At 66.0% G+C, this 14,801-nt stretch carries 12 protein-coding genes and 1 pseudogene; 6 read left to right on the top strand and 7 right to left on the bottom strand.

Going from position 1 to position 14,801, the window contains the following annotated elements; all coding sequences use genetic code 11:
* Window positions 1–115 precede the first annotated feature (115 nt).
* The 6 genes and pseudogenes from D0D37_RS13605 to D0D37_RS13635 all read right to left on the bottom strand — a co-directional run bounded on the left by D0D37_RS13605 (window position 116) and on the right by D0D37_RS13635 (window position 5,511).
* The gene (locus tag D0D37_RS13605; protein WP_162834215.1) at window positions 116–994 is read right to left on the bottom strand and encodes a class II glutamine amidotransferase; all 879 of its coding nucleotides are present in this window, start codon (window positions 992–994) and stop codon (window positions 116–118) included.
* Complete coding sequence (locus D0D37_RS13610; protein ID WP_208719931.1) at window positions 982–2,022, bottom strand: hypothetical protein; 1,041 nt, start codon at window positions 2,020–2,022, stop codon at window positions 982–984. The genes D0D37_RS13605 and D0D37_RS13610 overlap by 13 nt, the downstream gene beginning before the upstream one ends.
* A 333-nt stretch (window positions 2,023–2,355) precedes the next feature.
* Complete coding sequence (locus D0D37_RS13615; RefSeq protein ID WP_116200887.1) at window positions 2,356–3,243, bottom strand: DNA-processing protein DprA; 888 nt, start codon at window positions 3,241–3,243, stop codon at window positions 2,356–2,358.
* A gap of 31 nt (window positions 3,244–3,274) precedes the next feature.
* On the bottom strand, window positions 3,275–3,835 hold the full coding sequence (locus tag D0D37_RS13620; RefSeq protein WP_116200888.1) for a hypothetical protein: 561 nt from the start codon (window positions 3,833–3,835) through the stop codon (window positions 3,275–3,277).
* Between the two features lie 592 nt (window positions 3,836–4,427).
* Window positions 4,428–5,169 (bottom strand): annotated as a pseudogene (locus D0D37_RS13630) (GP88 family protein).
* Window positions 5,170–5,241: 72 nt separating this feature from the next.
* Entirely contained in the window at window positions 5,242–5,511 is a 270-nt protein-coding gene (locus tag D0D37_RS13635; protein WP_162834216.1) for a response regulator transcription factor, read from the bottom strand.
* Window positions 5,512–6,834: 1,323 nt separating this feature from the next.
* Here D0D37_RS13635 and D0D37_RS13640 point away from each other — a divergent pair.
* Together D0D37_RS13640 and D0D37_RS13645 are read left to right on the top strand one after the other, a co-directional pair.
* A complete protein-coding gene (locus D0D37_RS13640; protein ID WP_162834217.1) occupies window positions 6,835–8,202 on the top strand; it encodes an MFS transporter in 1,368 nt (455 codons plus the stop codon).
* Between the two features lie 94 nt (window positions 8,203–8,296).
* On the top strand, window positions 8,297–9,511 hold the full coding sequence (locus D0D37_RS13645; protein ID WP_162834218.1) for a GGDEF domain-containing protein: 1,215 nt from the start codon (window positions 8,297–8,299) through the stop codon (window positions 9,509–9,511).
* Between the two features lie 15 nt (window positions 9,512–9,526).
* On the opposite strand, the gene D0D37_RS13650 is transcribed toward D0D37_RS13645, so the two are convergent.
* Entirely contained in the window at window positions 9,527–9,898 is a 372-nt protein-coding gene (locus tag D0D37_RS13650; protein WP_162834219.1) for a winged helix-turn-helix transcriptional regulator, read from the bottom strand.
* A 346-nt stretch (window positions 9,899–10,244) separates the two neighbouring features.
* Here D0D37_RS13650 and D0D37_RS13655 point away from each other — a divergent pair, with 346 nt between their 5' ends.
* The 4 genes from D0D37_RS13655 to D0D37_RS13675 all read left to right on the top strand — a co-directional run bounded on the left by D0D37_RS13655 (window position 10,245) and on the right by D0D37_RS13675 (window position 14,800).
* The gene (locus D0D37_RS13655; RefSeq protein ID WP_162834220.1) at window positions 10,245–10,709 is read left to right on the top strand and encodes a hypothetical protein; all 465 of its coding nucleotides are present in this window, start codon (window positions 10,245–10,247) and stop codon (window positions 10,707–10,709) included.
* 61 nt (window positions 10,710–10,770) lie between these two features.
* Window positions 10,771–11,817, top strand: a complete 1,047-nt coding sequence (locus tag D0D37_RS13660) for a hypothetical protein (protein WP_162834221.1) — start codon at window positions 10,771–10,773, stop codon at window positions 11,815–11,817.
* 806 nt (window positions 11,818–12,623) lie between these two features.
* Window positions 12,624–13,256 carry a TetR/AcrR family transcriptional regulator gene (locus tag D0D37_RS13670; RefSeq protein ID WP_116200896.1) on the top strand — a complete coding sequence of 211 codons (633 nt, stop codon included), beginning with the start codon at window positions 12,624–12,626 and terminating at the stop codon, window positions 13,254–13,256.
* 203 nt (window positions 13,257–13,459) lie between these two features.
* Window positions 13,460–14,800 (top strand): MFS transporter, encoded by a 1,341-nt coding sequence (locus D0D37_RS13675; protein WP_208719932.1) that lies wholly within the window; start codon window positions 13,460–13,462, stop codon window positions 14,798–14,800.
* The last annotated feature ends 1 nt before the right edge of the window (window position 14,801 follow it).

Raw genomic sequence — 14,801 nt, forward strand, 5'->3', positions numbered from 1 at the left:
CCCTCGCTCAACCGGGCGGAACCCCGCCGACGGTCCTTTCCGGACGCGACGACGTGGTGGGTTCCACCCGGTTGGCGCGGGGATCAGCGATCCGGCTTGCGCCCGGTGCGCTGCGCTAGCGTGCGTTGTCCCGCCGGGACAGTCGCGTCGGCGAGCTGGCTACCGCGGATACAGGTGCCGAGGTTGGCAGCGCGAGCCGCCCTGTTTTGTCTGCATTCGCGGGACATTCGCATTCGTCGGCTGGAAGTTCGCACTCTTCGCATAGGGGGAGCGCCCAGATGCGAGGGCACCAGCGTGCGCAGCAACCGGGAAGCGACGCGCACTCGACACAGCTGCCGCAGACTACGCAGATCCCCCTGAGATCAGCCGAGTCCACGCTGTCGCACGCGATACACACTCCGTTAAACCCGCCTCGGGCCACCGGAACGAGAGGCTGGAAGTCGGAGTTGGAGTACCAGATCCCGTCGTCCCAGATGCCGGCTTTCTCGTTGAACAGATAGGACTGCTTGGAGTAGCGAGGGTCGACGGTGAGCACAACGACCTTGTTCCATGGACCGAGCCAGCGTTCGAGGACGAAGCGCGTCGCATCATCGTCGAACTGGTCCGAGATCGACTTGCCCAGGCAGTCTTCGGCGAAGATCCGGGTGTCGGATTTCTTCTGGCGGCGGGTGGGCTGGACGCTCGCCGGAAGAATACCGTTGTGTGCCAACACGGTGCTGGAGTTGAGGTTGACCTTGAACGGGTGGATGTTCGCCTCAGAGGTCTTCCCATGAGTGCGGAACCGGCTGTGGAACAACGCCGGTCCACCGGAGTGCTCCTGCCGGAGACGGGTGAACGTCTCCAGCGATTCCGCGAAATCGAAGGACTTGCCGACGATGATGCCCTGGGCGGTAACGACCGCGTAGCCGTGGCCGTGTGGATTCTGCGCGGCGCCGTTGGCCAAGGCCGCCGCGTGAGGCAGGACTCCGGCTGGAAGGTAGGTCAGCATGCACATGCGAGTGCCTCGCATTCGCGCGAGAGTGCGTCGTACTCCGGCCGCTCTGCGGCCCAGCCGAGGAACGCTTCCCAGGACCAGCCGTCGTCGCGGACGATGGCCCTGAGCGTCAGCTGCTGGGCGTAGCGGACGCTGGCGTCGGCGAACGCGAGCGCGGCCTGCACCTCCTGGGGCTTGATGCTGCTGGCGAACATGCGCAGTTCGAACGTGTCAGCGTTCTGCACGTTGATCGCCGAGTAGCGGGGCCGGTTCTGGTCGCCCTTGCAGATGTCCTTGATTCCTGCGCGTTCACCCGGGGAGAACTGTGCCCAGCTCGAATCGTGTCGGCGCGCGAGCTGCTGTACTTCAGCGGCATTGCGGTAGATGAACTTCATCCACCGGAACACGTGGCTGCGACCGTCGAACGCCTCTCGACTGACATGGATGTGGAGCCCGACGTCGTCGGTGGTGTGGCAGCCGCGGGCCGCCAGTTCGTCGAGCAGCGTCCAGGGAAAGTTGTCCTGTGCCCAGGCAAGCGACATCGGGTGCGTCACCAGCTCGAACCCGACCGTGATCGAGCCGTCCTCTTTCAGATACGCCAAACCGCCGAGCCGGTCTTCGCAGAGTTGGCAGAGCTGCGTGTCGCGGTCTGGGGTGTTGATCTCCAGTTCCATCCCGAGGAACAGCGGGCTGGAGCCGTGGAATCGCGGATACGGCTTGTAGCCGGAGCCGTAGACGTGGTCGTCCCAAGATCCCAGCAGCCGGTCGGCACAGTCGGTACACCGGGCGCGGCCGCGCACGAGGTATGTGCAGTCAAGACACTCGTGGTATCCGGCTTCCGCAGCGCAGTCGTCGCACAGCGACTCGCTGTCGTCCTCGACGGTCAGCAGCGTGCGGAAGATGTGGGCGCAGTTGTCGCATTGGAGATAGTGCAGCGGCGTGCAATCGTCACAGACGAGTTCGTCGTCGACGTTGGTACGCGTGCAACCGGGAATTACTTCAGTAGCGCAATGGATGCAGACGTCCTCGTCTTGGGTTGTGGTAGCCAATCGTGACTCCTCGGGAGCGAGCCACCCTTCGTCCGTCGTTGTCCGAGCAACGGCGGCAGAGGGGGCGTGGGCCGGCGGTGCCGGCGGCCCACGGGCGTGGGCCGCGTCCCGAAGAGCAAGGGCGGTGTGCGGCGGGCTTGTTCGCCGACCGGTGGCCGGTTGGCAGGTGCCCGCCGCGCACCACCCTCGCTACCGTTGGTGCGGCCTACGTCTGCTGGCGTCGCGTCGGCGCAACACCCGCTCACCGCTGTGCCGGACCCTCATTTCCATTGGGAACCTTGGATTTTCGGCAGTGGACGGGATCTTCAACACGACCTGTCACAAGTACGAGCGCTACAGACGACCGTTGCCAGCCTTCTGAACGGTGATGTGTTCGGCAGAGGTGGCCACTTCGACGGCTCGCGTGCGGAGCAGTTCGTTCACTCCCGCGGACGCGGCAGAGTGAATCGGACCGGGTACCCCGTAGACGAGGCGGCCGAGTTCACGGGAGGCACGGGCGACGGTAAGCGCACCGCTGCGCTGCCCGGCTTCGACGATCACCGTTGCCGGCGCAAGGGCTGCCAGGAGCCGGCAGCGTGCGTGAAGCCGGACGCGCGCCGGGCGAGTGCCGATGGGGTATTCGCTGACCAGTAGTCCGCCCTCGTCGATCACGGTCTGGAAAAGACGCGCGTGAGACAGCGGGTAGTTCTGGTCGACGCCGGTGGCAAGCACGGCAATTGTGGTGCCGTCGGCAGCCAGGGCACCGCGGTGTGCGGCTCCGTCTATCCCGTAGCTGCCGCCGCTGATGACGGTTGTACCGGTGCGGGCGAGTTCGTAGCCGAGATCGGAGGAGACGGTGTGGCCGTAGGAGGTTGACGCGCGGGCACCGGTGATGGTGACTGCGGACCGGGTGAGGTCGGTGAGGCTGCCTTTTCCGCGTACCCAAAGGGCCAGGGGAGCGCCGTGGCTGGCGAGGCCCGTCAACCGGACGATCGGCCAGTCGTCGTCTTCGGGCGTGACCAGGCGTGCGGTGCCGGAGTCGAGGGCGTCGAGATCGTCGTTGATCACGGCGTCGGGACGGCCGATCTCGTTGAGGACAGCGGCGGGGGCGGTGCCTTGCCGGATCTGTTCGGCGGCTTCGACAGGCCCGACGTCGGTGACGTAGCAGTGGACGTTGGGTGCCGGTGGTTCCGCGGCGTGGAGAAGGAAGAGGCGAGCGTGCAGCTCGAGGCGTGACGGCATGGTCGGTTCCTCCAGAGAAACGGGGATTGGTTCAGCCGCTGATCACAGCTCGTACCTCGGCGGCGGTTCGGAGGGCACCGCGAGCACTGGATTTGGCGTACGCCAGGGAATCCGGGCACGTGAACCACAACGTGAGAGTTTCGGCTCCTCGGGCGAATCCGCGACGGTAACCTCGCGCGTCGCGGAGTTTGTCAAGCGGAAGCGGAGGCAGGGTGCCGTCGAGTGTGCGGTCAGGGCGGGAGATCCATCCATGCGCGGCGAGATCGTCGGCGATTCGAGGGCAGTCCATGTCTTTGCTGTGCGCGTGGGCGTATCCGGCGGCGGCGCGGGCCAGAAGTTCAGCGAGGCGGTTCACGCGTTCGGTGACGTAGCGGAGTCCCTCCGGCGGGTAGGACTTTGCACTGAACTGGGTGTACGAGTCATCGGTGAAGTCGGCGACGTAGATGCGCAACTTCTCGGCATAGACCGTAATTTCTTCGAGGCTTGCGTTACGCAGCGCGGCGAGCCGCTCTGCCTCAGAAGTTCGCGCGCGAAGCTGTTCAACCTCGGCAAGATCCGGCGCGGTCGGATCGTAGTCGGCGTGCGGGCTCATCAAGGATCTCCTGTCCGGAAGGGTTCGCTTCTTCAGTGCCCGCGCGGAAGATGCACGCGCGGGCACTGAGGAGGCGAAGTGTGCGGCAGGCAGTCACCGCGGCGGCCGTGTGATCGGGCGGATCCGCAGCGGTTGCTCGCCGCGGTAGGAGGCCGCCAGGTGGCCGTGGTCGACCACCACGTGGTAATCGTTTAGCCACACCGAGAACCACCGTTCGGCCCGAGCACCGCGGCGAGACGAAGAGCTGGCTGTCACAGGCACGCCCGGCACGGGTGTGGTGCGGTAGGTCGCGAGCGTTCCGTTGACCATAGGGCAGGCGACGGCAGTGTAAGCCGAGCACTGCGGGTGCAACCCGGGCTCGCTCGTGCATTGCCGAGGAAGATCGGACGCTCGCAGCAGAAGGACAACAGGATGGGGCGCGAGGCGGTGCCCGCACACTCCGCACAGTCGGTGCACCAGGGCGTGCTCGGCGTAAGTCTGATCAATGCTGCCGAACACGTAACGACCGTCCGGCAGTTTCGGCGTTATCCACGGCACGACAAGTCCGCCGACGAGCGGTCGACCGGACAGCCATGCGGGAACGGGAGGATGGTCAGGATTCATCGAAGGGTTTCCTCTTGATTCGTGAGGCTCGTTCGATCCGCTCGCGGCGAGCGGCGTTGACCGCGGTCTGCCAGTGACTCCACCGGCGGCCCGCTTGGAGAGCCTTGTAGCGTGCGATGTTGTTGGCGGGAATGCCGACCGGTGCGGGCCCGAGGACGGAGAGCAAGTCCGACTCTTCTTGCGAATGCCAGCCGGCTTCGTCGATCGAGTCGGTGTCCGGAAAGACGTCCGCGACGCGGTCTGCCGACGGGTCGAGCTGGTCGTCTTGCCTGCCGCCGTAGGAGTAAACCCACCAGAAGTTGCCGGGCGGGTTTGGTTCAACGAGCGTCCGGAACGCGGATATTTCCTTGGTGTAGGCGTAAAAGCGGGTAGTTGGCGTGCTGGTGATGACGCGCAGCCAAGATGACAGGTAGTCGTGGGAGAAGAAGTCGCCGGAGTCGTGGATTCTCACCCAGCTGTCGGCGAACTTGGGATGCGCCAGTTCGGAAGTCATCTCCGCAGTCCACCCGGGAAGATCGTCGAGGACGTACCGGAGGTTTTCTTGGTGCCGCCGCAGCACAGCCGGGAATCGGTAGGTTCCGTTGCGGGCGTAGCAGACGCTCGCCCACACTCCGGCGGACGGGACAGGTGTTGTAGTTGCGTCCATCGGGAAGCGTTCCGGCGAATGCTGGCAGCGACCAGTTCCAAATCCCCATCCGCTTCAGCTCGCGGTTCTGACGCAGCAAAGTCATTGGCCCTCCTCGGAACCAAGCGAGGGGGCCGGACAAACGTCTGCTGTCGGGCGTACGCTCGTCCGGCCACGATCAGCGAGTTGGCCGGACGGGCGTGAGCGGTGACGGCTCGATCGCAGGACCGAACGAGGTGTCGGTCCCAAAAATGCCTACGTGGTAAGCAATCGCGACCGCGTGCGCTCGGTTGGCTGCCCGGAGCTTGCGAAATGTGTTGTACAGGTGGGTCTTCACTGTTTCTGCGCTGACGTATTCGATCTGCGCGATCCGACGGTTGGACAGTCCGCGGGCGACGTGCGCGAGCATCTGGGTTTCCCGTTCGCTGAGCGACGGTCGGCGGGTCATCGTCCACACCGCAGTACACGCTGCCACCAGGTAGCGGTTCGCCGGCCCCGCTTTGAGCAAGCCAGGATGGAACAGTCGGCGGGAATTCCTGCCCGGCGAGCGCGGCGAGAAGCGCGTCGGACACGGCCGTACTGGCTGACAACCTCCTGGGCGGCACGCGCATGCTGGCTTTTAGTTCGGCCCCAATCCTGTGGCACGACAGCCAGCAGAGTCCCGTTGTCTGCGAGCAAGGACCACGCCATGAGCAAGGGCTCGGCCCAATCGGGTTCGAATACCTGATTGAGGATCACGACGTCGAACTGTGCATGACCGTTGTCTCGCAACCGTTTGAGATCGCCGGCCGACTGGACGAACGTCAGCGAGTCTTGCGGTTCGCCCTCGGCGAGACGCTTCTGCTCGGCCGCGTTGGTGCAGGCGCAGCACACAAGAACTCGCTCGGCCGGAGAAGTCTCGGAACACGTCAGGGTGCTGCGGCTGTAAGCGGTGGGAGATGTCTTTGCGCTGTTCTCGTCTCGATGCATGCCAGGTTCCTTCGGGTCGGAGGACGGACCCGCACCCCGCAGCAGCCGCGCGTCGCGCGCGTGCAAGCCCGCGGGCAGCGACGGTGCGGTAACGCACCTCATCCGGGCTTGCACGCAGCCGCGCGGATGCTTGGGTGGCTGGGGGCCGTCTCGGCACGACGGAATCTCGTCGACTTCGCGATGGCCAACTCGGCAGATCGAAGCAAAGTGAATTCACTTGTTGACAAAACTGGGGCGCCTGGGCAAGGTGGAGGCAGAAGGTGATCAGCTGGCAGCCCGGACCGGAGCGGCTGCAGCAGCACCTTCCGGTCGGCGGCTCCCTCCTTGTATTCCCCCCTCAGTGGATGCCGCGGTCCGGTCCGGGAGGCGGTTGTCGGGGAGGGCGCCGCCTCCCGGGCGACCGGTCTTGCGAGTGGCGCTGATTGAAGTCGTTTAAGGGCGGGGGAGTCTGCTCTGCGCGAAGACCGGGAAATGCGAACAAAGCACTCAGCCATCCGAGTGAAGTGTTGCGTTCTGCATACACTCGCGCACTCAGCGGTATACGTTGATCCACTTGGAGGCGATGGGTGGAGTCGCCTTCAAGAAGTCATATCGGCAGGGGAGGCCGTATGAATCTCGTCGTCGTGCGCCGAAGGCCTATGGATTCGCGTCGCCACCTGCACGGAAGCAGGCGTCGCGATCGCGACCTATGACAGATTCCGCGGGGCCTGGCTGAGGACGCCTGGCCCGTCCGAACGTCCGGACAGCTGAGTCGGGCCTCTGCCCGCCGGTTCCGGTGACGCACGACCACCGCGGGGGATGAATGTCTGCAGGAAGCAAGCCCGGCTTCGCCGAACCATTGCGAAACAGCGAATTCCGGGCGCTGTGGCTTGCCGAGCTGAGTTCCGTCATCGGCGACCAGCTCGCGCGAGTCGCGCTTGCCCTGGTTGTATATGCCCAGACTTCGTCCGCTTTTCTCACTGCGCTGACATACGGCTTGACCCTCGTGCCCAGCTTGCTGGGCGGAATGCTGTTGTCTGGTTTGGCAGACAGGCTTCCCCGGCGCACAGTCATGGCTGCGGTGGATGGGGCACGCGCTCTGCTCGCGGGGGCGATGGCGGTGCCCGGATTGCCGTTGCCTGCGTTGTGGAGCTGCGTCGGGCTCCTAAGTTTCGCTGCGGGACCGTTCAAAGCCGCGCAGATGTCATTGCTGCCGGAAGTCCTGGGCCGCGGCGAACGCTACGAGGCAGGGCTCGCGCTGCGACAGTTCACGACGCAGGTTGCGCAGCTCGGGGGATTCGCCGGAGGAGGGCTGCTGCTGGCGTGGCTTGATCCGCATGTCGCGATGGGACTCAACGCCGGCACGTTCGTGATCAGCACAGTTCTCGTGCTGTGCGGCGTTCGGCGGCGACCGGCCGCGCGTACGTTGGAGCAGCCGGAAATCTCGGAGCCGAGTGACAGCATTCCTCACGGCAGTCGTGGCGTCGTTGTCGCGTTGTTCGGGCTGGTGCTGCTGCTCGGCCTGTACATCGTCCCCGAGGGCTTGGCCGCGCCGTACGGGCGCGAGGTCGGTGTTGGGGCGCTCGGGGTCGGATTGCTGATGGCCGCGGACCCGGTCGGCAGCGCGATCGGTGCTTGGGTTTCGACGTTGGTGGCCCTGCCGACCAAGGTGTCGACGGTTGTTGCGTTGGCCGTGTTGGCCGGAGTGCCCCTGGTCGCTTGCGCCGCGATGCCGAATCTTGCCGTGACGCTGGTGCTGTGGGCGATGACCGGCGCGGTTGCCGAGGTGTATGTGATCAAGGCGCAGGCGCTTGTGGTCAAGGTCGTGCCGAATCGAAGACTCGGCGGCGTGATGGGCCGGATGGGAACGGCCATGTACTGCTCGCAAGGTCTCATGATCGTGGCCGGCGGAGCCGTCGCGGACCGCATTGGGCCATTTCGGACGACAGCCGCAGCGGGTGCGAGCGCAGCAGTGTTGGCGCTGATCGTCGGTGCCGGGTGGTGGGTGGCTCGCTCCCGGGGAGCAACCAGGAGCGAGCCGATCTCAGCAGGTCGAAAGCGTGATCACCATTCCTTGCCGCGCACGTTCGGCACCTCCCCCCGGGACCAGGACCGCCTGGCCGACCGGGCCGTGCGCGAAGAGGCGGCACCGACCCGGTCGGCGACACACAGGGGTCAGTATGGCGGGTAAGGGCACGACGGAGCCAGGTGCGACCGGAACAGCCGCACGGAGGCGGAGGTCTGATCGGACGCCGAGACTGAGAGACGCTCCACGCTCGGTGTTCGTGACCGTCGTGGTTGTCGATCTTCTGGCTGCAATGCTGGTGCTCTGGTGGCTGTGGATCGAACCGCCGCTGTTCGCGGATCTCGGCCGGTCGGTGCTTGTCACCCTGGGAGGGCTTCTCAGCGCAGAGCTGACCTGGCGTCTCGAACGGCAACGTCGGCAGCTGACCGACACTCCGCACGTCAACATGAGTTCGGTTGCGATTCTGGCGGTCACGTTGGTTTCCGGCCCGGTCGCGGGGTCGACGGCCGCGGCGGTGCTCTACCTGCATCTCTGGTGGCGCGCGTCCAGGTGGACCAGCGGGATCGCCCCGTATCGCGCGGTGTTCAACACCAGCGCGATGGTCATCTCGGCGTGTGTGTCGTACGGCGTGGTCCGGGTGATGTCGTCCGGGGAGGTGCTGAGCGCGCCGAGCGACGTGAGCGCCTTGGTGCTCCTTGCCTCGATCTCAACGTTTTGGCTGGTCAATACGTTGGCAGTCGGTGCGGCGATCGCGACTGCGGAGAAGCAGCGTTCGATTGCCGGGATCGTCGGTGGCTGGAGCGCCAACGCGCTGGAGATCGTGACGCTGTTCCTCGGAGCGGTCACTGCGGTGTTTGTCGAGCTACGGCCGTGGCTTGCGCTTTTCCTGCTGCCGTTGGTTTACGTGCTGCACCGCAGCGATTCAGTGAAGCATCTCGAGATCGCTGCCAGTACTGACCGCAAGACCGGCCTGCTCAACATGGAGACGTGGCGGTGCCTGGCCGAAGCGGGTTTGCGTAAGGCGCGACGGCACCATGTGCCGACCGCGGTGCTGATGCTGGACCTGGATTTCTTCAAACGCATCAACGACACCCACGGCCACCTCTTCGGCGACGACGTACTCCGTGGGGTCGCACAGGTGATCAGCAGCGAGACTCGTCGGACGGATCTTGTGGGCCGCTTCGGCGGCGAGGAATTCGTCATCTTCCTGGCGGATGTCAATCTCGGCGGAGCCACTGAGGTCGCTGAACGCATCCGCTGTGCCGTCGCGGCATTGGAGATAGTCCCCAGCGAGGGAAGCAGTTCGTCGGCGGTTCCCGTTCGCGTCACGGTCGGCGTGGCGTGTGACAACGGGTACGGCGGCGACGAGGTCGATCTAAGTGAACTACTGCTCTCGGCGGACAACCGGCTGTTCTTCGCCAAAGGCCAGGGCCGCGACCGGATCAACGCGGGCTACACCAGGCAAGCTCGCTGACCTGACCCTGGCCGGTCAATGGTTCGGTGCTGTCTCGTACCGGTGCATCCACTCGATCAACGGGCGGACGGCGCGCAACGCTTCCGCGCCTTTCCGGGTCAGTTCGTACCAGGTCGGCTTGAAGTGGCCTTCGTCGGCGTGGAGACGGACGAGCCCGTGGTCTTGCGCTCGTTTGAGCGTCTTGGTGAGGCTTTGGTCCGAGAGCGGGCTGACGTCGTCGCCATTGCCCGGCCGCACTTCGCCTTCGTTCACTCGGTCGCGGATGTCGCGGTACTGGAGCTGGTCCTCGGTGGAGAGCGCGGCGAGCACCACGATCATCCAGCGTCCTCGGAGCATCTCGACCGCTGACTCGAAAGTCTTCTGGTACGACATGTTCTGCCTCGACACGTTCTCAGCTAACACGATCTATGTGTCGCTGTCTCGCTGAACGGGGGATTCTGTTCGAGCTACGCCAACTGAGTGAATATCGCCCGGAACACCCCTGCGTGAGTCGACGCAGATCACTGGCGTGAGTCGGCAGATTGCCTGGTAGGCATGCCGCAGCCGGGACTGACCGCCTGGCACCGCACAGAAGCGCGAGGCTTGGGTCGGCGGCCAGGAGCAGGCACCCGCCCAAGCCTCGCCGGGCAGGCACATGCGGCCCTGGAGTTGTCCGGCTTGGCCGGACGGGCCGAATTCACAAGGGTGGGGAATGCGCGCGAAGCGAGCGGAAGAGTCCAGGCTGGAACCGAGCATGGTCGCCGACATCGCGAGACTCGTCAGGGAGATTCCGGTTCCGCGGCCGTTCAGCATGAACGGTTTGGTCAGCCGGTTGAACCGGCTCCGGGACAAGCCGATCCGGTTGATGCGCGGCGATCTGAGCGGAGCCATGCCTACGGGCATGCTCATCAGAACCGAGACGGCGGACTACATCGTCGTGATCCGCGACGTCGAACGGGGACATGCCCGGCACATCCACTTCCACGAGCTCGGGCACATTCTCCTGGAGGACGTCCACGCTGCCGGGCCTTGTCTGCCACGTGCGGATCCGCACTGTCGCGAGGTTGACGAGCTGATGGCGGAGGAGTTCGCCCATCAACTGGCCGAACGAATCAATGCCCATGCCCTGAACAGGGACCGCGGTCGCGAGAACTACGCGGTGGCGGCGCTGGGCAAGACGTTCGCAGCGGCGACGGATCTGCGCGACGCGCATGCGTGACCCGCTTGGATTGGTCGCGCTCGCGACGGGAGTGCTGGTCGGGGCTGAAGGCGTCCGGACGATGATCGTGTTCGTCCGGCACCGTGACGCACGGGGCAAGGCGTATCTCGGGACGATGCTGACCTTGTTCGGTGCGTCGTTGGCTCTCAGAGCGCCGGAGGCCACCGCGATCGCGGGCGAAGTGACCGGTGTGCCGAACCTGACGATCTTCGTGCGCGGCGCGTGCTCGCTGGGAACGGTGATCGGGCCAGTCGGCCTCCTTGGACTCAGCGGGTGGGCTTGGTTGCGGCAGCGGTACGTCCTGACCGCCGTCGCCGCCGGAACCGGTGTGCTGGCTTGGACCGTCTTCGGCTGGCCGCGGACGCCTGAAGGCGCTGAGCTGTCGGGTGCGGTCCTTTGGGTCAGCGGTGTGGTCCCCGGGCTCGCCTTCGCAGTGTTTACGATGCGAATCAGGAAGGTGGTGCGGCAGGCGTCGTGGCGACTGCGAGTCGCGGGCGACCTGACGGTTGCCGGCTGTCTGGTCTGTTCGGCCGGGGTGGTCGCGAGCCTGATCACGGTGGTCGGAGGGCCGGATTTGACCGGTGGCAGTCCCTGGCGGGGCCTCGTCGTGCAGAGTCTCGGCGGTCTGCTTATCGCGGCGGGTTCGTGCTTCGGCGAAGCCGCGGGCCTTGTCGCGGACGTTCGCAGAAGGCTGCAGAACGCGAGTGTCCGGCGATTGTGGCGCTACGTCGCGCCGATCAGGCTGACGATGACTGATCGGCTTCACACTGGCGGTGTGTCTGATCGAGAGATCATCGACATTTACGATTCGCTTCTGATCGCACGTCAACAGAACTGCAGACGGGTGCGCGAAAGGGCGTCGTTGGTAGCAGACGCCGCCGGTCTGCTCAGGCAGGACCGAGATGAATTCTTGGATGCGGTCGAACTGCGCGCTGCGGTGAGCGGGTCATCCCGGCTCCGGCGTGCGGCAATGCGTGCTCCGCAGGGAAAGCTGGACATTGACCTGGAGACGGATTCGCTCGACGTGGATGTCGCGGCGCAACGAGCTCAGGTTGTTCGGTTGGCGAGACTTGTGCGGCGGGACGGGATGGTGCGACGTACTGCCTAACAGGCAGGTTTGGTCTCTGAGCAGGTGTCGTTGGAGGGGTGTCCGTGGGTGGAATGCGCCCCCGGGGGGATTCGAACTCACATCAATTGACCTGCGGAAATGCCGTCCGAGGTTGATGCACGGTCGAAGCGGAAAGCCCCTGACCTGAGGAAACGCGAGAATTCTGCGGTCGGTGCTGCGTTGACGGCTGAGCAGCGGATGTGGCTGCACTACGAGCAGGAGATGGCATCGGGTCGGCGGCCGTCGGGCGCGGAGCCGGACCGTGTGGCCGGGACCGCAACTACGGGCGGCGGGTGCTGCGTCAGTGGCGGGTTGCGGGCCGTCTCGCCTCGTTTGCCCAAACGTCGGAGGTCCAGGACAGGGAGGCACGGTCCGGCGCTGCCGGTGGTCCCTGAGCGTGGTGTGCGGTGGGTGATGAGTCGCCCCGCGACGGATCGAGAACCTGCCGGTGTCCGGATCGTCGACGGGGCTGGCCCGGCTTGATCGCGAACTTCCGTGCCGGGAGGGTGTCCGCCCGGCCGGAAAGTCGCCGACAGCGCGACCGTAACCGCGCAGTTCGCCGTGAAAATGGCTGGCTGACAAGCCATGTGGACGTGGCTGACGGAATGCCTGTTCGTTGGGACCCACTGTTCTCGTCGTCGGAGTACGCGCTCTAGAGCAGGTGACAGCCGTCCCGCTGGATCGCGCCTTCTTGCTGCTGACCCGGCTGTGGGTCATCGTCGCCGGGAGTGCGGCGGTCCTGTGCGCCAGCCACGCATCGGAGACGGCTGACCTTCCCGGAAAGCTCCCGGCGTTACCATCTGCGCGTGGGCGACAACGTGTCGAATGAATCGACGGAGCTGCTTTCGGTGCGCGAGGAGCAGCGGAGGATGACGCGGCAGCGGATCGTCACCGCGGCGCGGCAGGTGTTTGAGGAGCGGGGCTACGGACAGGCGTCGATCGGCGACATCGCCAAGGCGGCGAAGGTCAACCGCGCGACGTTCTACCTGCACTTCACCAACAAGGCCGAGGTGTTCACCGAGGTCTACCGCGCGGTCCGCGAGGACCAGAGCGCGCAGTACTGGTCGCTGCTCGGACGGGCGCTCGCCGAGGGCAAAGCGGCGAGCGTGCGCGCCTGGCTCGACGGGGCGCTGTCCTGGTGGGAGAGCCAGGCGGCGCTGCTGCCCGCGATCCACGAGGCGATGGCCAGCGATCTCGAGGTCGCGGCCCGGTGGAAGGACCAGATCGACCAGCTGGCCGGCGGGCTGGAGGAGTATCTCGTCCAGTTCCCGGAGGCCCGGCGCGAGGAGCGGCGGCTGCGGGTCGAACTGCTGATGGTGCAGCTCGACCAGGTGTGTTTCCGCGCGATCGTGCAGAAGGTGTTCGTCATCGAGCGGGCGCGGCTGCTCGACGTGGTGACCGGGCTGTGGGTCGACGCGCTGGGGCTGGAGCGCGACTGAACCGAGGCTAGATCAACAGCTTGACGCTTGACTCGACACAGTGTCGTCCTTATTCTTCCGGGGACACCTGCGCCGCCAGTGAACGCGCAGGTCAGGCGAGGACGGCCGCAGCCCTGTGCGGCCTGCCCGCCTGGTGTCGAGGCGTCGACAGGGAAGACGCCGGTCTTCGCCCACCTGTCAACGACGACTCGGGAGCGTCCCCTATGTCCTCCAGTCCTGGCGTCGCCGCTCCGTCTCCGGCGCTGATGCGGCGCGTGGTTTTCGCGTCCGCCATCGGCAATACCGTCGAGACCTACGATTACGCGGTCTACGGCTTTCTGACGGTCGTGCTTTCGAAACTGTTCTTCCCCGCGCAACAGCCGGGCGTCGCGTTGCTGTCGGCCTTCGCGGTGTTCGGGGTCGCCTTCGTGGTGCGGCCGCTGGGTTCGCTGCTGTTCGGCTCGATCGCGGACCGGATCGGGCGCAAGCCCGCGCTGGTGGCCACGGTCGCGTTGATGGCGGGCAGCACGGCGGCGATCGGCGTGCTGCCGCCGGTGGCGTCGATCGGTGTCTGGGCGCCGATTCTGCTGGTGCTGTTCCGGTTGCTGCAGGGGCTCGCCGCGGGTGGCGAGTACGGCACGGCCATGACTTACGCCGCCGAGTTCACCCCGCGCGGCAAGCGCGGCGCGATGACCAGCCGGGTGCAGATGGGGAGCGTGGCGAGTCTGCTGCTGGCCGCGGGCGCGGTGCTGTTGCTGAGTACCCTGCTGACGCCCGCGGCGATGGCGAGCTGGGGCTGGCGGATCCCGTTCCTGCTGGCCCTGCCGCTGGGCCTGGTCGGGCTCTACATCCGTTCGCAGCTCGACGAATCCCCGGAGTTCCGGGCGTTGGAGCACCGCACGCAAGTGCCCGCCTCGCCGGTCAAGGAGTCGTTCACCGCGCACTGGCGGCTGATCGTGCTGATCTTCGGCATCGCCGCGTTCCAGCAGGTCGGCTACTACGTCGCCTTCACCTACGCGCAGACGTACCTGATCCGGCTCGGGTTCTCGCAGTCGCAGGCCACTCTGGCGACGGTGATCAGCATCGCGGTGGCGGTGGTGCTGGTCGCGTTGGGCGGGCCGCTGTCGGATCGGTGGGGCCGGTGGCCGATGCTGCTCGGGCTGTCCGCGGGCGCCTTCGTGCTGGCCTATCCGCTGTTCATCGGGCTCTCCTCGGCGAAAAGCCTGGGCGCGGCCATCGGGATGACGGTCCTGCTCGGCGTCCTGCCCGCGTTGTACACGTCGGTGGCTCCGGCGTCCTATGTGGAGGTTCTTCCCGCCCGGGTGCGCGCAACCGTGTTCGCGGTCGGGTTCGCGTTGGCGGCGACGTTGCTGGGCGGTCCGGCGCTGTATGTCAGCCAGACGCTGGTGCAAGTCACCGGGGACAACCGTGCACCCGCGCTGTTCCTCATGTTCGGTGCGCTGTTGAGCTTGATCGCGGCGTTGTTCGTGCGGCGGGCGACCAAGCGGGTGGAGGATGCGGAGCCAGCTCCGACGGTCAGCGAGCGGTCTCCCGAAGGGGTGTGAC

The organism is Amycolatopsis circi (genome assembly GCF_003385235.1).
Classification (GTDB): Bacteria; Actinomycetota; Actinomycetes; order Mycobacteriales; family Pseudonocardiaceae; genus Amycolatopsis; species Amycolatopsis circi.